We start from the raw sequence: 17,769 nt of genomic DNA on the forward strand, positions 1-17,769 counted from the left end.
GCCACGCCGGCGGCGTCTACGGGGAGGGGCTCGAAATGGCACTGGACAAGCAACTCGACTGGCTGCTCGATGACCTGACGCGCAGGGTCCAGCAGGTCAGGCACGCGGTGGTGCTCTCCAACGACGGCCTGGTGACGGGCGCGAGCGCGGGGCTGGCCCGGGAGGACGCGGAGCATCTGGCGGCGGTGGCGGCGGGGTTGCAGAGTCTGGCGAAGGGGTCGGGCCGGCATTTCCGGGCGGGCGAGGTGCGCCAGACGATGGTCGAGTACGACGACGGTGCGCTGTTCGTCATGGCGGCGGGCGCGGGGAGTTCGCTGTGCGTGCTCAGCGCCTCCGAAGCCGACATCGGCCAGGTCGCGTACGAGATGACGCTGCTGGTCAACCGGGTGGGTGAGCACTTGGGAGTGGCCGAGCGGCGGATCACGGGGGGCTGAGCCCCCTGGATTTCCGGGGGTTTCGCGGGTTCTGGGGAGTTGTCCACAGGCCTCGCGGGGTGTCGTAGCGCTGAGTTACGGTCTTCACACAGAGTAATCGTCTCGTGTGGGGGAGGACCGTCATGGAGGTCGCGGCGCAGGTCGTGTGGGATGTACGGGGGCCGTCCTCGCCGGTGGTGCGGGTGGCAGGGCCGTCGGCGGTACGGGCGGAGCCGCCGCCGGATGCGGCGGTGGGCGGCGCCCGGGCGGCCGGGGAACTGAGGCTGACCCGGACCGAGTTCGCCCGGGCCGTGCAGCTGGGCATCGTACGGGCCGGGCCGCCGGCGCCGGGAGGGGCCGCGCGGTACACGCGGGCCGAGCTGGAGCGGGTCCGGTCGGCCGAGGGGTTCCCGGACGCGCTGCGGGAGCGGGTCGAGACCGTGGCCGGAGCCGAGGCCGCCGGTGCGGTGCTGGGGATCAGCCCGGGCCGGTTCACCCGGCTGGCGCGGTGCGGGCACGTCACCCCGGTCGGCTATCGGATCAACCGCTACCGGGTGGTGGTGTGGCTCTATCTCGCCGCGGAGCTCAGGGAGTTCGCCGGCCGGGAGGCGGGGATGCTGCGCGGGAGCGCACCCCCGGCCGATCGGGAGCTGCTGGCCGCCAAGGCGGATCTGCGGCCTCGGAAGTGGCGCGGTCGGCATGTGGGGCTGCTGCTGAGACGAACGGCAGACCCCTGGGAGCGGGCCGCGGTGCTGGCCTCCGTCCTCCCGGAGGAGGAGCTGCGGGAGGCCGTGCCCGATCCGGCGGAGCGAACCCTGCTGGCCGCGCTCGCCCCGCCCCCGCCGTACGGGCATCCCCAGATCCCCGCCGCGGCGGCCGTGGCGCTGAGGCTGCTGCGGGCGGAGCCGCCGGACGAGGCCCACTGGTACCGCACCAGCCTGGACTTCGCCCTGACCGGGGCCCGCGGTCAGTCGAAGTCGACGGGGGAGAGCGGGCCGACGTAGACCCAGGCACCGGCCTCCCGGGCGAAGGCGCTGTGCTCGTGCAGGGAACCGGTGTGCCGGCCCTCGCGGTAGTGCGCCCGGAACTCCACCGACCCCTCCGTCTCGAACATCCCGCCGCGCTCGGTGGCGAGGATCTCCAGACGCTCCCAGCGCTGGCCGGGGTCCAGGTCGAGCCGGCCGGGCCGGGTGCTCGGGTGCCAGGAGCGCAGCAGGTAGGCGGTGTCGCCGACGGCGAACGCGCTGAAACGGGAGCGCATCAGCAGCTCGGCGGTGGGCGCCTGCCGGGCACCGGAGTGGAAGCGGCCGCAGCACTCCGGGTAGGCGGCGGGCAGCCCGCAGGGGCAGGGGAGGGCCGGGGTGGGCATCGGGGTGCTCAGCTCTTCGTGGACGGGACGGACTGGCGGAAGGGGGGCTACTGGGGTGACACGGGCGGCTTGGCCGCGTTCTCGGCGTACGGCCGGAAGAGGCCTTCCTGGACCACGGAGACCAGCAGCCTGCCCTCCAGGTCGTAGATGCGGCCCCGGGCCAGTCCCCGGCCGCCGTGCGCGATGGGCGACTCCTGGTCGTACAGGAACCACTCGTCCGCGCGGAACGGCCGGTGGAACCACATGGCGTGGTCGAGCGAGGCCATGTCGAAACCGCGCATGCCCCACAGGGGCTCCACGGGGATGCGCACGGCGTCGAGGAGGGTCATGTCACTGGCGTAGGTGAGGGCGCAGGTGTGCACCAGCGGGTCGTCGCCCAGCGGGCCGACCGCGCGCATCCACACCGCGCTGCGCGGATCGGCGCCCTTGAGCTCCTCGGGAGTCCAGCGGAGCCGGTCCGTGTAGCGGATGTCGAACGGCTGGCGGCGGGCCATCCGCTCCAGCGCCTCGGGCAGCGCGCCCAAGTGCTCGCGGATCTCGTCCGCGACCTTCGGGAGCGTGTCCGGGTGGGGGAAGTCGAGTCGGGGAGGCAGCTGGTGCTCGATGCTGCCCTCCTCCGGATGATGGAAGGAGGCGGTGAGATTGAAGATCGTCTTGCCCTGCTGGACCGCGGTGACGCGGCGGGTGGTGAAGGACCGGCCGTCGCGCACCCGCTCCACCTGGTACACGATCGGCACCCCGGGGATGCCGGGGCGCAGGAAGTACGAGTGCAGCGAGTGGACCGGGCGGTCGCTCTCGGTGGTCCGGCCGGCGGCCACCAGGGCCTGGCCGGCGACCTGCCCGCCGAAGACCCGCTGGAGGGATTCCTGCGGGCTGGCGCCACGGAAGATGTTGACCTCGATCTGCTCCAGGTCGAGCAGATCGACGAGTCTCTCGGCGGGATTCGTCATCAGAGGTTCTCCACTGTCGGGTCCGGCGGTTCCGGCGGGTCCGGGTACGGGGGCGGGTCGGGTCGCTGGCGGGTCAGAGCGCGCCGAGCTCACCGACCGAGGTCAGCCGGATGATCGCACGGCCTTCCTCGTCGGAGGCCGCGAGGTCGACCTCGGCGCTGATGCCCCAGCCATGGTCCCCGTTGGGGTCCGCGAAGGTCTGGCGGACGCGCCACAGCCCGTGCGCCGGGTCCTCCTCGATCTGGAGCAGCTTCGGACCGCGGGCGTCGGGACCCGTGCCCAGGTCGTCGTACTCGTCCCAGTACGCGTCCATGGCCTCGCCCCAGGCGTCGGCGTCCCAGCCGGCCTCGGCGTCCAGCTCGCCCAGCTGGTCGACGTGGTCCAGGGCGGCGAGCTCCACACGGCGGAACATGGCATTGCGGACCAGGACGCGGAAGGCGCGGGCGTTCGCCGTGACCGGCTTGACCTGGTCGGCCTTCTCCTGGGCCTGCTCCGCCGTCTCCACCTCCGGGTTCGCCAGCTGCTCCCATTCGTCGAGCAGACTGGAGTCGACCTGGCGGACGAGCTCGCCCAGCCAGGCGATGAGGTCCTGAAGGTCCTCGGACTTGAGGTCGTCGGGGATGGTGTGGTCCAGCGCCTTGTACGCGCTCGCCAGGTAGCGCAGCACGATGCCCTCGGTGCGGGCGAGTTCGTAGAAGGAGGTGAACTCGGTGAAGGTCATCGCGCGCTCGTACATGTCGCGGATGATCGACTTCGGGGAGACCGGGTGGTCACCGACCCACGGGTGGCTCTTGCGGTACACGTCGTAGGCGTGGAAGAGGAGCTCTTCGAGCGGCTTGGGATAGGTGACGTCCTGGAGACGCTCCATCCGCTCCTCGTACTCGATCCCGTCGGCCTTCATCGCGCCCACGGCGATGCCGCGCTCCTTGTTCTGCTGCGCGGCCAGGATCTGGCGCGGGTCGTCCAGCGTGGACTCGACCACGGAGACCATGTCCAGCGCGTAGGAGGGGGACTCGGGGTCCAGCAGGTCGAAGGAGGCCAGGGCGAAGGTGGACAGCGGCTGGTTGAGCGCGAAGTCCTGCTGGAGGTCGACGGTGAGCCGGATGGTGCGGCCCTCCGCGTCCGGGGTGTCGAGCTTCTCGACCACGCCGCCGTCCAGCAGCGAGCGGTAGATCGCGATCGCCCGGCGGATGTGCCGCAGCTGCGCCTTGCGCGGCTCGTGGTTGTCCTCCAGGAGGTGGCGCATCGCCTTGAAGGCATCGCCCGGGCGGGCGATGACCGACAGCAGCATGATGTTGGTGACCTTGAACCGGGAGGTGAGCGGCTCCGGGTCGGCGGCGATGAGCTTCTCGAAGGTGGTGTCCGACCAGGCGACGAAGCCCTCGGGAGCCTTCTTGCGCACCACCTTGCGGCGCTTCTTCGGGTCGTCGCCCGCCTTCGCGAGGGCCTTCTCGTTCTCGATGACGTGCTCGGGCGCCTGGGCGACCACGTACCCCGCGGTGTCGAAGCCGGCCCGGCCGGCGCGGCCGGCGATCTGGTGGAACTCGCGGGCGCGCAGCGTGCGGACCCGGTTGCCGTCGTACTTGGTGAGCGCGGTGAACAGCACCGTGCGGATGGGGACGTTGACGCCGACCCCGAGGGTGTCGGTACCGCAGATCACCTTCAGCAGTCCGGCCTGCGCCAGCTTCTCGACCAGGCGCCGGTACTTGGGCAGCATGCCCGCGTGGTGGACGCCGATGCCGTGCCGGACGTAGCGGGAGAGGTTCTGGCCGAACTTGGTGGTGAAGCGGAAGTTGCCGATCAGATCGGCGATCTTGTCCTTCTCCTCGCGGGTGCACATGTTGATGCTCATCAGCGACTGCGCCCGCTCGACCGCCTGGGCCTGCGTGAAGTGCACGATGTACACCGGGGCCTGCCGGGTCTCCAGCAGCTCGGTGATGGTGTCGGTGATCGGCGTCGTGACGTACTCGTACGACAGCGGCACGGGCCGGCTCGCGGAGCGCACCACCGAGGTCGGCCGACCGGTGCGCCGGGTCAGGTCCTCCTCGAACCGCTTCACGTCGCCGAGCGTCGCGGACATCAGGACGAACTGCGCCTGCGCGAGCTCCAGCAGCGGGATCTGCCACGCCCAGCCGCGGTCCGGCTCGGCATAGAAGTGGAACTCGTCCATCACGACCTGGCCGATGTCGGCGTACTTGCCGTCACGCAGGGCGATGGAGGCCAGCACCTCGGCGGTGCAGCAGATCACCGGGGCGTCCGCGTTCACGGAGGCGTCGCCGGTCAGCATGCCGACGTTCTCGGTGCCGAACAGCTTGCACAGGTCGAAGAACTTCTCCGACACCAGCGCCTTGATCGGGGCGGTGTAGAAGGTCACCTTGTCCTGGGCGAGGGCGGTGAAGTGCGCGCCCGCCGCGACGAGGCTCTTGCCGGAGCCGGTCGGGGTGGACAAGATCACGTTCGCGCCGGAGACGACCTCGATCAGCGCCTCCTCCTGAGCCGGGTACAGGGTGATGCCCTGATCCTCCGCCCACGAGGAGAAAGCCTCGAAGAGGGCGTCGGGGTCGGCGTTCGGCGGGAGCTGATCAATGAGGGTCACACCCCCCATCTTGCCTGGCTTCCCGCCGGAAGAGGGAACCGGCGGACGGATCGAAGATCACCGCCGGTACGCTGTGCCGTTGACCGGGCCCGAACGAAACCGTCAACAGGGCCCGACCACCACACGACTGGGGCGGGGAACGACCATGATGGGTCCGGCGCACTCACTGTCCGGGGCGGCAGCCTGGCTGGGGGTGGGAGCGGCGGCCGCGGCCGCCGGGCACCCGATGCCCTGGCCGGTCCTCGTCGTCGGAGCGCTCATCTGCGCCGGCGCCGCGCTCGCCCCCGACCTGGACCACAAGTCGGCGACGATCTCGCGCGCCTTCGGCCCGCTCTCCAAGGGCCTGTGCGAGGTGGTCGACAAGATCTCCTACGCGGTCTACAAGGCCACCCGCGCCCCCAAGGACGCCCGCCGGACCGGCGGCCACCGCACCCTGACGCACACCTGGCTGTGGGCCGTCCTGATCGGCGGCGGCTCCTCCGCCCTCGCGGTCACCACCGACCGCTGGGGCGTGCTGGTCCTGCTCTTCGTCCACCTGGTCCTGGCCGTCGAGGGCCTGCTGTGGCGGGCGGCCCGGATGTCCAGCGACGTCCTCGTCTGGCTGCTGGGCGCCACCAGCGCCTGGATCCTGGCCGGCGTCCTGGACCAGCCCGGCAACGGGGCCGGATGGCTGTTCACCGGCCCCGGGCAGGAGTACCTCTGGCTCGGCCTGCCGATCCTGCTCGGCGCCCTGGTCCACGACATCGGCGACGCCCTGACCGTCTCCGGCTGCCCCATCCTGTGGCCCCTCCCCATCGCCGGGAAGCGCTGGTACCCCATCGGCCCGCCCAAGGGCATGCGGTTCCGGGCCGGCAGCTGGGTCGAGCTCAAGGTGCTGATGCCCGTGTTCATGCTGCTCGGCGGCATGGGCGGAGCCTCCGCCCTCGGCTTCATCTAGGCCTGCCCCGGAGTTCCTCCGGCACGGCGAGGGCCCCGGGCCTCCCGCAGGTCAGCGGGGGCCCGGGGCCTCGTACGGCAGGCGGTGCGGGACGGTCAGCCGTGCCAGGAACGCCAGAGCGCCGCGTAGGCGCCGTCCGCCGCGACCAGCTCGTCGTGCGAGCCCAGTTCGCTGATCCGGCCGCCCTCGACCACCGCGATCACGTCCGCGTCGTGTGCGGTGTGCAGCCGGTGGGCGATCGCGATCACCGTACGGCCGTCGAGCACCCGGGCCAGCGAGCGCTCCAGATGCCGTGCGGCCCGCGGGTCCAGCAGCGAGGTGGCCTCGTCCAGCACCAGCGTGTGCGGGTCGGCCAGCACCAGCCGGGCCAGCGCGATCTGCTGCGCCTGCGCCGGCGTCAGCGCCGCACCGCCCGAGCCCACCTCGGTGTCCAGACCGGTCTCCAGAGCGCGGGCCCAGCCGTCCGCGTCCACCGCGCCCAGCGCCGCCCACAGCTCGGCGTCACCGGCCCCGGTGCGGGCCAGCCGCAGGTTGTCCCGCAGCGAGCCCACGAAGACGTGGTGTTCCTGGTTGACCAGCGCCACCTGCTCGCGCACCCGCTCCGCGGGCATCCGCGACAGCTCCGCCCCGCCGAGGGTGACCTCGCCGGTGCGCGGCGCGTAGATGCCGGCCAGCAGCCGGCCCAGCGTGGACTTGCCCGCCCCCGAGGGGCCGACCAGTGCCATCCGGGTGCCCGGCGGCACGGACATGGACACCCGGTGCAGTACGTCCACGCCCTCCCGGTAGCCGAAGCGCACCTCGTCGGCCCGCACGTCACGCCCCACCGGGGCGACGCCCGCGTCGCCCGCGTCCGGCTCGATCTCCCGTACGCCCACCAGGCGGGCGATCGAGACCTGGGCGACCTGAAGCTCGTCGTACCAGCGCAGGATCAGGCCGATCGGGTCGACCATCATCTGCGCCAGCAGCGCGCCGGTGGTCAGCTGGCCCACGGACATCCAGCCCCGCAGCACGCAGTAGCCGCCGATCATCAGCACGGAGCCGAGGATCGTCACGAAGGTGATGTTGATGACGGGGAAGAGGACCGTCCGCAGGTACAGCGTGTACCGCTCCCACGCCGTCCACTCCTTGATCCGCCGCTCCGACAGCGCGATCCGGTCCGGGCCGAGGCGGTGCGCCTCCACGGTGCGCCCCGCGTCCACCGTCTCGGTGAGCACGGCGGAGACCGCCGCGTACCCGGCCGCCTCCGAGCGGTACGCCGACGGCGCCCGCCGGAAGTACCAGCGGCAGCCGACCACCAGCACCGGCAGCGCCACCAGCGCGGCCAGGGCCAGCGGCGGCGCGGTCACCGTGAGCGCTCCGAAGAGCAGCGCGACCCAGACCACGCCGATGGCCAGCTGCGGCACGGCCTCGCGCATCGCGTTGGCCAGCCGGTCGATGTCGGTGGTGATCCTCGACAGCAGGTCACCGGTGCCGGCCCGCTCCAGCACGCCCGGGGGAAGGCCCACGGACCGCACCAGGAAGTCCTCGCGAAGGTCGGCCAGCATCTCCTCGCCGAGCATCGCGCCGCGCAGCCGGACCAGCCGGACGAAGAAGGTCTGGGCGACGAGGGCCAGCGCGAACAGCAGGGCCACGCGCCCCAGATGGAGCTCGCGCGCCCCCGCCGCCAGCTGGTCCACGACCCGGCCCAGCAGGTACGGGCCGACCATGGAGGCCGTCACCGCGGCCGCGTTGACCGTCACCAGCACCACGAAGGCCCGCCGGTGGCGGCGGAACAGGCCGCGCACGTAGCCCCGTACGGTCGCCGGCGTGCCCACGGGCAGCGTGGCGGCCGATGAGGGGGCCGCCGGATCGTATTGCGGCGGCGCCACGCCGATCATGCGGATTCCTCGATCTCTGTCAGTGCCTTTTCCAGCCGGTCTTCTTCCAGCCGGGTCAGTTCGATGCGGGCCACCCGCTGCTCCTCCTCGGTTTCGCGGGTGACGACCGCCCGGTAGAGCGGTTCGCCGTTCAGTAGTTCGCGGTGCGTACCGGTCGCGGCGACCGAGCCCTCGTGGATCAGGACCACCCGGTCGGCGCGGTCCAGGAGCAGCGGCGAGGAGGCCAGTACCACCGTCGTCCGCCCGGCGCGCAGAGCGCTGATCCCGTCCGCGATCCGCGCCTCGGTGTGCGAGTCGACGGCCGAGGTCGGCTCGTCCAGCACCAGCACCTCCGGGTCGGTGGCCAGCGACCGTGCCAGCGCGAGCCGCTGGCGCTGCCCGCCGGAGAGCGACCGGCCGCGCTCGGTGATCCGCGCGTCCATCGGGTCCTCCACCCCGTCCGGCGCCGACTGCAGCAGTGCGTCCAGGACGTCCGCGCACTGGGCGGCGGCCAGCGCCGCCCCGGGCTCGACCGCTCCGGACGCGGGTACCTCGAACAGCTCGCGCAGGGTTCCGGACAGCAGCACCGGGTCCTTGTCCTGTACGAGGACCAGCGTGCGCGCGGTGTCCAGTGCCAGCTCGTCCAGCGCGACCCCGCCGAGCAGCACCGAGACCCGCTCGGAGGCCGGGCCGTCGTCCGCCGGATGCCCGCCGAGGCGCTCGGCGAGCCGGCCCGCCAGGTCCGGGTCCCCGCAGACCACGGCGGTGAACCGGCCCGCCGGGGCCAGCAGTCCCGTCGCGGGGTCGTACAGGTCTCCGCCCGGCGCCGGAGTCCCGGGGATCCGGGCCGGCGCGGTTTCCTGCTCGGGGGCGTCCGTACGCGTCAGCGACAGCACCCGCGCCGCCCGCGCGGCGGAGGGCCGGGAGAAGGAGTACGCCATGGCGATCTCCTCGAAGTGCCGCAGCGGGTAGAGCATCGTGGCCACCGCGCTGAAGGCGGCGACGAGTTCACCGACCGCGAGGCGGCCGTCGAGCACGAGCCCGGAGCCGTACCAGACCACGGTGATCAGCAGGGCGCCCGGGAGCAGCACCTGGATCGCGGAGATCAGCGCCCACATCCGGGCGCTGCGCACGGCGGCCTTGCGGACCTCCTGCGAGGCCTCGCGGTAGCGGCCCAGGAACAGCTCCTCGCCGCCGATGCCGCGCAGTACCCGCAGGCCGGCGACGGTGTCGGAGGCCAGTTCGGTGGCCTTGCCGGCCTTCTCGCGCTGGATGTCGGCGCGCCGGGTGGCGCGCGGCAGCAGCGGCAGCACGGACAGGGCCAGCACGGGGACGCCGATCGCGACGACCACGCCGATCGAGGGCGCGTAGAACAGCAGGCCGACGCAGATGGCGACGACGGAGAAGGCGGCGGCGAGGAAGCGGGAGACCGCCTCGACGAACCAGCCGATCTTCTCCACGTCGCCCGTGGAGACCGCGACCACCTCGCCCGCCGCGACCCGCCGGGTCAGGGCGGAGCCCAGCTCGGCGGTCTTGCGGGCGAGCAGCTGCTGCACCCGCGCGGCGGCGGTGATCCAGTTGGTGACGGCGGTCCGGTGGAGCATCGCGTCGCCGACCGAGATGGCGACGCCGATCAGTGCCAGCAGCGCGCCGACGAGCAGGAGCCGGGTGCCGTCGCGCTGCACGACCGCCTCGACCCCCAGACCCACCGCGTACGGCAGCCCGGCGACGCCGCCGAAGTGCACCAGTCCCCAGCACAGGCTTCTGGCCTGTCCGCCGAGTTGGCCGCGCCCCAGCCACACGAGGAAGCGCGGGCCGGAGCGGGCGTCGGGTACTCCGGGGTCCGGATACGGAAGATCGCTGATCTGCATGACGCCTCATGACTGGTCGAGTGGTTCAAACCGAGCAAGGTTCGCCTTCCGGACCGGTCCCGGGCAATCGATTTTGCGTTGGCCAGGGCCTCACGCGGCGGGATGTGCGGCTCGGGCTGCCGCAAACCGCCAGGTCAACGCCGCGTGCCCGAGGTCAGGGGCGAGTGGCCCACTCCAGTTCCAGCAGCGCCGAGCGGTAACTGCGGCCGGTGGCCCGGTCCATGCCCACCTCGCACATCCGGTTCGCCGACAGATGCGCGTCGAACGCCCGCGAGGTCACCTCCGCCGCCTCGCGCTCCGTCGCGGAGGCCGTCAGCTCGGGATGCAGCATGCCCCGGTCGCCGGCGAAGGCACAGCAGCCCGCGTCCTGCGGGACCACCACCTCCGTCGCGCAGGCCTCGGCCACCGCCCGCAGCTGCGCCACGTCGCCCAAGTGGTGCATGGAGCAGGTGGGATGGAGCACGGCCGAGCCGACCGTGCGCCGGATCTCCAGGTGCGCGAGCAGCTCGTCCGCCGCCCACACGAGGGAGTCGACGACCTTCAGCTCCGCGTGCAGCGCCCGGTTGTCGTCCGTGAGGTAGGGGACCACCTCGTGCGCGATGCCCAGCGTGCACGAGGAGGCGTCGACCACCAGCGGCAGCCGCCCGCCTGCGGTCCAGCCCCAGGCGGCCTCCACGATCCGGTTGGCCATCACCCGGTTCCCGGCCTCGTACCCCTTCGAGTGCCAGATCGTCGCGCAGCAGGTGCCCGCGACGTCGCCGGGGATCCACACCGGCTTCCCGGCCCGCTCCGACACCGCCACCACGGCCTCGGGCAGCGAGGGGCCGTTCCGGCCCCCGGGACCGCCGAAGATCCGGTTCACGCACGCCGGGTAGTACACCGCCGCCGCGCCCACCCGTTCGGTGCGGGGCATCTTCGCCGCGGCGGCGCCGGGGAGCTGCGGCAGCCACTTCGGCACCAGGTCGGGCCGTACGGCCCTGCGCGCGGCCCCGGTGACCGCCTCCAGCAGCCGGTCCCCGACCGTGTCGGGCAGCCGGTCGACCAGCTTGTCGGCGGCGGCCACGGCCAGCCGGGCGGCGCTCTCCACGCCCTTGAACCGCTGCGCGGCGAGCTCGGCGGTCCGCTCCTCGCGCGGGCTGTGCCGGTGGTTGCGGAACTCCCGCATCAGCGCGCCCGTGTCGATGCCGACGGGACAGGCCAGCTTGCAGGTGGAATCCCCCGCGCAGGTGTCCACGGCGTCGTGGCCGTAGGCGTCGAGCAGGCCGTCCAGCACCCGGGATCCCGGCTGCTGGCGCATCATCTCCCGGCGCAGCACGATCCGTTGGCGGGGCGTCGTCGTCAGGTCCCCGCTGGGGCAGGTCGGTTCGCAGAAGCCGCACTCGATGCACGGATCGGCCACGGCCTCGACGCGCGGGATCGTCTTCAGCCCGCGCAGATGGGCCGCCGGATCGCGGTCGAGGAGGATGCGCGGGGCGAGCAGCCCGTCCGGGTCCACGACCCGCTTCGTGCGCCACATCATTTCGGTGGCCTTGGGCCCCCACTCCAGTTCCAGGAAGGGGGCCATGTTGCGGCCGGTGGAGTGCTCGGCCTTCAGCGAGCCGTCGAACCGCTCCACCGTCAGCCGGCAGAACGCGTCCATGAAGGCCGCGTACCGCTCCACGTCGGCGGGCTCGGCCGCGTCGAAGGCGAGCAGGAAGTGCAGGTTGCCGTGGGCCGCGTGGCCGGCGACGGCCGCGTCGAAGCCGTGCTCGGCCTGGAGCGCGAGGAGCGCCTCGCAGGCCTCGGCCAGCCGGGAGGGCGGCACCGCGAAGTCCTCGGTGATCAGGGTGGTGCCGGGGGCGCGGGCTCCGCCGACGGCGGTGACGAAGGCCTTGCGGGCCTTCCAGTACCCGTTGATCGTCTTCGTGTCGCGGGTGAACGCGTTGGTGATCGAGGCCGCCGGGGCGACCAGGTCCAGTCCGGCGAGGACCTCGGCGGCGCGGCGCTCGTACTGCGCGCGTCCCGCCTCGTCCGGGGCGCGGAACTCCACCAGCAGGGCGGTGGTGTCCTTCGGCAGCCCGGCCCAGTCGGCGGGCACGCCCTCGACGCTGACCGAGGCGCGCAGGGTGTTGCCGTCCATGACCTCCACCGCGAGGGCGCCCGCCTCGTTGAACAGCGGTACGGCGGCGGCCGCGGCGGGGAGCGAGGGGAAGAAGAGCAGTGCGCTGGTGAGCTCCCGGTCCAGCGGAACGGTGTCGAAGACGACCTCGGCGATGAAGCCGAGGGTGCCCTCCGAGCCGACCATCAGCCCGCGCAGGATCTCTGCGGGGCCGGCGCCGTCCAGGTACGCGTCGAGGCGGTAGCCGGTGGTGTTCTTGATCTCGTGCTTGGACCGGATCCGCGCGACGAGCTCCGGGTCGGCCTCGATCTCCCGCTTGATCTCCATCAGTCCGCGGCACAGCGCCGGTTCCGCGTGCGCCAGCTGCTCCTCCGCCGACGGGTCGGCGGTGTCCACGACGGTCCCGCCGGGCAGCACGAAGGTGAGGGAGGCCAGGGTGCGGTACGAGTTCCTCGTGGTCCCCGCGGTCATGCCGGACGCGTTGTTGGCGACGACCCCGCCGAGCGTGCAGGCGACGGCGCTCGCCGGATCGGGGCCGAGGACGCGGCCGTGCCGGGCGAGCGCGGCATTGGCCCGGGCCACGGTGGTGCCGGGCCGGATCCGGGCGCGCCGGCCCTCGTCCAGGACCTCGACGCCGGCCCAGTGGCGGCGTACGTCGACCAGGATGTCCTCGCCCTGGGCCTGGCCGTTCAGCGAGGTGCCGGCGGCGCGGAAGACGACCTCGCGGCCGCGGCCGTGCGCGTACGACAGGACGGCGGAGACGTCGTCGATGTCCTCGGCGACCACCACCACCTGCGGAAGGAACCGGTACGGCGAGGCGTCGGAGGCGTAGCGGACCAGGTCGGAGACCTTCCACAGCACCTTGTCGGCGCCCAGCAGCTCCGTCAGCTCGGTGCGCAGCGGCTCCGGCGTGCCGGCGGCCTGGTGGTCGCGGACCCGGTCGGGGGCGGGGCCGGTGACGCCGTGCGGCCGCAGGGCCCCCGGCTTCGGTTCCAGCAGCGGCATGCGCGACCCCTCGACTTACTCGTTCGGCCCAGTCCGCGGAACCCTGTGCCGGTCCCGGAGCGGCCTTCTCAGCAGCTGCCTTCCAGCGGGGCGTCCGTCAGAGCGTTCAGCAGGCCGCCGAGCACCTCGCGCTGTTCGGCGGTCAACGGAGCCAGGATCTCCTCTGCCGCGTCGGTTCGCGCGTTGCGCAGCCGGCGCAGCGTGGCGCGGCCCGTGTCGGTCAGCTCGATCCTTATGACCCGCCGGTTCGCCGGATCGGGCGCGCGGCGCACGCATTCGGCGGCCTCCAGGCCGTCCACCAGCGTGGTCACGGCGCGGGGCACGACTTCCAGGCGGGCGGCGAGGTCCGCCATCCGGGGCGGCCGGTCGCCGTCGTAGTGCGAGACGAGGCGCAGCAGCCGGCTCTGGGCGGGGGTGATGCCGAGCGGTTCCAGATGGTGCTTCTGGATGCGGTGGAGCCGACGGGTCAGCCGCAGCAGCTGCTCGGCGAGCACGCCGTCCGTGCTGTCGGTTTCGGAAGCGGTCCTCATACTGGGAAACAGTACCAGGACCACGTTCATTGTGAGTATAGGTAACAATGAGCTATGCTCATTCGAGTCTCATCAGGTCTTGTACTCAGACAGGTCTCGCCAGAAGGAGGCCCATGCGCCCCGAAGAGCCGAAATGGATCCCATCGAAAGAAGCCCTCGACCCCGACCGGCCCGCCCCCGCGGAGCAGCCGCGTGAGCTGCGCCGGATCGTGGGCCTGTTCCGCCCCTACCGCGGCCGCCTCGCCGTCGTGGGGCTGCTCGTCTGCGCCTCCTCGCTGGTGGCGGTGGCCTCGCCGTTCCTGCTGAGGGAGATCCTGGACGTCGCCATCCCGCAGGGGCGCACCGGGCTGCTCAGCCTGCTCGCGCTCGGCATGATCCTCACCGCGGTCGTCACCAGCGTCTTCGGCGTGCTGCAGACGCTGATCTCCACCACCGTCGGCCAGCGCGTCATGCACGACCTGCGCACCGCCGTCTACGCCCAGCTCCAGCGGATGCCGCTGGCCTTCTTCACCCGCACCCGGACCGGCGAGGTGCAGTCCCGCATAGCCAACGACATCGGCGGCATGCAGGCGACCGTCACCTCCACCGCGACCTCGCTCGTCTCCAACCTGACGGCGGTGATCGCCTCCATCGTCGCGATGCTCGCGCTCGACTGGCGGCTCACCCTCGTCTCGCTGCTCCTGCTGCCCGTGTTCGTGTGGATCAGCCGGCGCGTGGGCCGCGAGCGCAAGAAGATCACCCTGAAGCGGCAGAAGCAGATGGCCGCCATGGCGGCCACGGTCACCGAATCGCTGTCGGTGAGCGGCATCCTGCTCGGTCGCACCATGGGCCGCGCCGACTCGCTGACCAGGTCCTTCTCCGACGAGTCCGAGAAGCTCGTCGATCTCGAGGTGCGCTCCAGCATGGCCGGGCGCTGGCGGATGTCCACCATCGGCATCGTCATGGCCGCCATGCCCGCGCTCATCTACTGGGCAGCGGGCATCGCCCTCCAGTCCGGCGCCCCTTCGCTGTCGGTCGGCACCCTCGTCGCCTTCGTCACGCTCCAGCAGGGCCTCTTCCGGCCCGCCGTGAGCCTGCTGTCGACCGGCGTGCAGATCCAGACCTCGCTCGCCCTGTTCGGCCGCATCTTCGAGTACCTCGATCTGCCGGTGGACATCACCGAGCGCGCGGACGCGGTACGTCTGGACCGGGCCCGGGGCGAGGTCCGGCTGGAGGACGTGCACTTCGCGTACGACGCCAAGAGCGGGCCCACCCTCACGGGGATCGACATCACCGTCCCGGCCGGCGGCTCGCTCGCCGTGGTCGGCCCCACCGGCTCCGGCAAGAGCACCCTGAGCTACCTCGTGCCCCGGCTCTACGACGTCACCGGCGGCCGGGTCGCCCTCGACGGGGTGGACGTCCGCGATCTCGACTTCGACTCGCTCGCCCGCTCCATCGGCGTGGTCTCCCAGGAGACGTACCTCTTCCACGCCTCCGTCGCCGACAACCTCCGCTTCGCCAAGCCGGACGCCACGGACGAGGAGATAGCCGAGGCGGCCCGCGCGGCCCAGATCCACGAGCACATCGAGTCCCTGCCCGACGGGTACGACACCCTGGTCGGCGAGCGCGGCTACCGCTTCTCCGGAGGCGAGAAGCAGCGCCTCGCCATCGCCCGCACGATCCTGCGCGACCCGCCGGTCCTGATCCTCGACGAGGCCACCAGTGCGCTCGACACCCGCACGGAGCATGCCGTGCAGCGGGCCATCGACAACCTCTCCCAGGGCCGCACCACCATCACCATCGCGCACCGTCTCTCCACCGTCCGCGACGCCGACCAGATCGTCGTCCTGGACAAGGGGAGCATCGCCGAGCGCGGTACGCACGAGGAGCTGCTGGAGGCGGACGGCCGGTACGCCGCCCTGGTCCGCCGGGACCGGGAAGCCGCGCTCAAGCCGGAGGTGGTCGTACACCCCGCACCGGTAAAAGTGTGATCGTATGACTGATATCGGGGCGTAATGACGGGAATGTGGCGTTTGGCGGGTTAGCGTGCCCGCATGCGCCATGAGTACCAGCCGCCACGGCGTCGCTCCCGGCTCACCCGCCGGGGCCGTCTGGCGCTCTTCGTCGGCATGCTGCTCGCCATCGGTGTGGCCGCTCTGGTTCCGCTGCTGCGGAGCGGGGGAGCCCCCGAGAAGCCGCGCCGGCTGACCATCCCGGAGGGCTGGCGGACACCCCAGGTGTACGCCGCGATCGACCGCGAGCTGAAGCTCCCCGCCGGGTCCACCAAGGCGGCCGTCCCCACGGCCGGACTGGCCCTGCCCGCGGAGGCGAAGGGCAATCCGGAAGGCTTCCTGTTCCCGGCGACGTACCCCGTGACCTCCAAGTCCACCCCCGCCACCCTGCTCGCCCGCATGGTGGACACGGCGAACCGGAAGCTGGCGACCAAGGCCGTCGCCGACGGCGCCAAGGCGCACGGGATGACCCCGTATCAGACGGCCACGCTCGCCAGCATCATCGAAGCGGAAGCCGAGTCCCGCACCGACCGGGGCAAGGTCGCCCGGGTCGTGCACAACCGGCTGGCGCGCTCGATGCCGCTCCAGATGGACTCCACCATCAACTACGCGCTGAACCGCAGCACGGTGGACACCAAGCTGAGCGAGACGCGGATCGACAGCCCCTTCAACACCTATGAGCGCCAAGGGCTCCCGCCGACCCCGATCGACAGCCCGGGCCTGGAGTCGATGGCCGCGGCCGTCGCGCCGACCCCGGGCGACTGGCTGTTCTTCGTCACCGTGAAGCCGGGGGACACCCGCTTCTCGGCGACGTACGAGGAGCACAGGAAGCACGTCGCCGAGTTCAACCGGATCCGTGCGGGCGCCGGCGCGGGCACGGGGTCGGGTTCGGGAACCAGCGACGCGGCGGCCGGGCACACCCGGGCGGGCTCCCGCGCCGGCTAGGGGTGTCTTTCGGATCGGGGCCGGATCAGCCCGCGGCGGTGGCCGGTTCGAGGGCGGCTTCGGTCCCGTCCGCGCCGTCCGCGCGGGCCGTGGCCGCGGTGCCGCGGGCCAGCAGGCGGCGGATCTCGCGGACCGCCGCGCCTCCGGCGCGGTTGGCGCCGATCGTCGACGCCGACGGGCCGTAGCCGACCAGGTGGATGCGCTCGTCGCGGACCGCGCGGGTGCCCTCGACCCGTATGCCGCCGCCGGTCTCGCGCAGGTGCAGCGGCGCCAGGTGCTCGATCGCGGCGCGGAACCCGGTGGCCCACAGGATCACATCGGCCTCCACCCGCCGTCCGTCCGCCCAGGCGACGCCGGTCGCCGTGATCCGGTCGAACATCGGTTGCCGGTCGAGCACTCCGGAGGCCAGTCCGGCCCGGACGGCCTCGTTCAGCGGGAGTCCGGTCACGCTGACCACGCTCTGCGGCGGCAGCCCCCGGCGCACCCGCTCGTCGACCAGGGCCACCGCGGCCCGGCCCTCGGCCTCGCCGAAGCTCCCGTCGCGGAACACCGGGGGACGACGGGTCACCCAAGTGGTCTCCGCCGCCACCTCCGCGATCTCCAGCAGGTGCTGCACCGCTGAAGTGCCGCCGCCCACGACGACCACCCGGGCCCCGGCGAACTCCTGCGGACCCGGGTAGTTCGCGGTGTGCAGCCGGCGGCCCCGGAACGTCTCCTGGCCCGGGTGGCGCGGCCAGAACGGCCGGTCCCAGGTCCCGGTCGCGTTGATCAGCGCCCGCGCGGACCAGATCCCGGCCGAGGTCTCCACCCGCAGCCGCCCGTCGCCCCCGTCCCGTACGGCCGAAACGTCCACGGGGCGCCGTACGCGCAGCCCGAACCGCTCCTCGTACGCCGCGAAGTACTCCCCGATCACCGCCGAGGAGGGCCGCAGCGGGTCGGCGCCCGAGAGCTCCATGCCCGGCAGCGCGTGCATCCCGTGCACCTTGCCGTACGTCAGCGAGGGCCACCGGAACTGCCACGCGCCGCCGGGGCGCGGCGCGTGGTCGAGCACCACGTGCCCGATCCCGGCCCGCGCCAGGTGGTAGGCACTGGACAATCCCGCCTGCCCGGCCCCGACCACCACCACGTCGACGTCCGCCGCACCCCGCACCATTTCGTTCACGGTTCCACCAACCCGCCGGCCCGGCCGGATCTTCCCAGGGCCTGAT

The 17,769-nt window shown here is 72.6% G+C and carries 13 protein-coding genes; 5 read left to right on the forward strand and 8 right to left on the reverse strand.

The window, feature by feature from the left end; all coding sequences use genetic code 11:
* Positions 1 to 35 precede the first annotated feature (35 nt).
* Positions 36 to 434 (forward strand): roadblock/LC7 domain-containing protein, encoded by a 399-nt coding sequence (locus ACFY1T_RS14675; RefSeq protein ID WP_390788433.1) that lies wholly within the window; start codon positions 36 to 38, stop codon positions 432 to 434.
* A gap of 122 nt (positions 435 to 556) precedes the next feature.
* Complete coding sequence (locus tag ACFY1T_RS14680; RefSeq protein WP_390788434.1) at positions 557 to 1,417, forward strand: DUF6397 family protein; 861 nt, start codon at positions 557 to 559, stop codon at positions 1,415 to 1,417.
* Here the strand turns inward: ACFY1T_RS14680 and ACFY1T_RS14685 are convergent.
* The 3 genes from ACFY1T_RS14685 to ACFY1T_RS14695 all read right to left on the reverse strand — a co-directional run bounded on the left by ACFY1T_RS14685 (position 1,381) and on the right by ACFY1T_RS14695 (position 5,328).
* Positions 1,381 to 1,782 (reverse strand): YchJ family protein, encoded by a 402-nt coding sequence (locus ACFY1T_RS14685; protein WP_390788435.1) that lies wholly within the window; start codon positions 1,780 to 1,782, stop codon positions 1,381 to 1,383. The genes ACFY1T_RS14680 and ACFY1T_RS14685 overlap by 37 nt on opposite strands.
* 47 nt (positions 1,783 to 1,829) lie before the next feature.
* A complete protein-coding gene (locus ACFY1T_RS14690; protein WP_030860497.1) occupies positions 1,830 to 2,732 on the reverse strand; it encodes an acyl-CoA thioesterase II in 903 nt (300 codons plus the stop codon).
* A gap of 73 nt (positions 2,733 to 2,805) precedes the next feature.
* Positions 2,806 to 5,328, reverse strand: coding sequence for a DEAD/DEAH box helicase (locus ACFY1T_RS14695; RefSeq protein ID WP_390788436.1), 2,523 nt, complete (start codon positions 5,326 to 5,328; stop codon positions 2,806 to 2,808).
* Between the two features lie 145 nt (positions 5,329 to 5,473).
* On the opposite strand from ACFY1T_RS14695, the gene ACFY1T_RS14700 reads away from it, so the two are divergent.
* Positions 5,474 to 6,265: a metal-dependent hydrolase gene (locus tag ACFY1T_RS14700; RefSeq protein ID WP_390788437.1), complete on the forward strand. Its 792-nt coding sequence runs from the start codon at positions 5,474 to 5,476 to the stop codon at positions 6,263 to 6,265.
* A 95-nt stretch (positions 6,266 to 6,360) separates the two neighbouring features.
* On the opposite strand, the gene ACFY1T_RS14705 is transcribed toward ACFY1T_RS14700, so the two are convergent.
* From ACFY1T_RS14705 to ACFY1T_RS14720, 4 genes are all read right to left on the reverse strand, one after another.
* On the reverse strand, positions 6,361 to 8,142 hold the full coding sequence (locus ACFY1T_RS14705) for an ABC transporter ATP-binding protein (protein ID WP_390788438.1): 1,782 nt from the start codon (positions 8,140 to 8,142) through the stop codon (positions 6,361 to 6,363).
* Positions 8,139 to 9,992, reverse strand: coding sequence for an ABC transporter transmembrane domain-containing protein (locus ACFY1T_RS14710; RefSeq protein ID WP_390788439.1), 1,854 nt, complete (start codon positions 9,990 to 9,992; stop codon positions 8,139 to 8,141). Before ACFY1T_RS14710 ends, ACFY1T_RS14705 begins: the two co-directional genes overlap by 4 nt.
* Positions 9,993 to 10,146: 154 nt before the next feature.
* The gene (locus ACFY1T_RS14715) at positions 10,147 to 13,095 is read right to left on the reverse strand and encodes an FAD-binding and (Fe-S)-binding domain-containing protein (RefSeq protein WP_390788440.1); all 2,949 of its coding nucleotides are present in this window, start codon (positions 13,093 to 13,095) and stop codon (positions 10,147 to 10,149) included.
* A gap of 68 nt (positions 13,096 to 13,163) precedes the next feature.
* Positions 13,164 to 13,625 (reverse strand): MarR family winged helix-turn-helix transcriptional regulator, encoded by a 462-nt coding sequence (locus tag ACFY1T_RS14720; RefSeq protein ID WP_030860487.1) that lies wholly within the window; start codon positions 13,623 to 13,625, stop codon positions 13,164 to 13,166.
* A gap of 113 nt (positions 13,626 to 13,738) precedes the next feature.
* Here ACFY1T_RS14720 and ACFY1T_RS14725 point away from each other — a divergent pair, with 113 nt between their 5' ends.
* A complete protein-coding gene (locus tag ACFY1T_RS14725; RefSeq protein WP_390788441.1) occupies positions 13,739 to 15,595 on the forward strand; it encodes an ABC transporter ATP-binding protein in 1,857 nt (618 codons plus the stop codon).
* Between the two features lie 63 nt (positions 15,596 to 15,658).
* The gene (gene mltG / locus ACFY1T_RS14730; RefSeq protein ID WP_390788442.1) at positions 15,659 to 16,561 is read left to right on the forward strand and encodes an endolytic transglycosylase MltG; all 903 of its coding nucleotides are present in this window, start codon (positions 15,659 to 15,661) and stop codon (positions 16,559 to 16,561) included.
* A 25-nt stretch (positions 16,562 to 16,586) separates the two neighbouring features.
* Here the strand turns inward: mltG and ACFY1T_RS14735 are convergent, their stop codons facing one another.
* Positions 16,587 to 17,714 carry an FAD-dependent oxidoreductase gene (locus tag ACFY1T_RS14735; protein WP_390788613.1) on the reverse strand — a complete coding sequence of 376 codons (1,128 nt, stop codon included), beginning with the start codon at positions 17,712 to 17,714 and terminating at the stop codon, positions 16,587 to 16,589.
* Positions 17,715 to 17,769 lie beyond the last annotated feature (55 nt).

Origin of the sequence: Streptomyces sp. NPDC001194 (assembly GCF_042896985.1) — a bacterium.
GTDB lineage: Bacteria > Actinomycetota > Actinomycetes > Streptomycetales > Streptomycetaceae > Streptomyces.

Bases quoted from the DNA above. Each gene is read 5' to 3' on its own strand.
- ACFY1T_RS14675 (WP_390788433.1), top strand. From the start codon at position 36: ATGGCACTGGACAAGCAACTCGACTGGCTGCTCGATGACCTGACGCGC.
- ACFY1T_RS14680 (WP_390788434.1), top strand. From the start codon at position 557: ATGGAGGTCGCGGCGCAGGTCGTGTGGGATGTACGGGGGCCGTCCTCG.
- ACFY1T_RS14685 (WP_390788435.1), bottom strand. From the start codon at position 1,782: ATGCCCACCCCGGCCCTCCCCTGCCCCTGCGGGCTGCCCGCCGCCTAC.
- ACFY1T_RS14690 (WP_030860497.1), bottom strand. From the start codon at position 2,732: ATGACGAATCCCGCCGAGAGACTCGTCGATCTGCTCGACCTGGAGCAG.
- ACFY1T_RS14700 (WP_390788437.1), top strand. From the start codon at position 5,474: ATGATGGGTCCGGCGCACTCACTGTCCGGGGCGGCAGCCTGGCTGGGG.
- ACFY1T_RS14705 (WP_390788438.1), bottom strand. From the start codon at position 8,142: ATGATCGGCGTGGCGCCGCCGCAATACGATCCGGCGGCCCCCTCATCG.
- ACFY1T_RS14710 (WP_390788439.1), bottom strand. From the start codon at position 9,992: ATGCAGATCAGCGATCTTCCGTATCCGGACCCCGGAGTACCCGACGCC.
- ACFY1T_RS14715 (WP_390788440.1), bottom strand. From the start codon at position 13,095: ATGCCGCTGCTGGAACCGAAGCCGGGGGCCCTGCGGCCGCACGGCGTC.
- ACFY1T_RS14720 (WP_030860487.1), bottom strand. From the start codon at position 13,625: ATGAGGACCGCTTCCGAAACCGACAGCACGGACGGCGTGCTCGCCGAG.
- ACFY1T_RS14725 (WP_390788441.1), top strand. From the start codon at position 13,739: ATGCGCCCCGAAGAGCCGAAATGGATCCCATCGAAAGAAGCCCTCGAC.
- mltG (WP_390788442.1), top strand. From the start codon at position 15,659: ATGCGCCATGAGTACCAGCCGCCACGGCGTCGCTCCCGGCTCACCCGC.
- ACFY1T_RS14735 (WP_390788613.1), bottom strand. From the start codon at position 17,714: ATGGTGCGGGGTGCGGCGGACGTCGACGTGGTGGTGGTCGGGGCCGGG.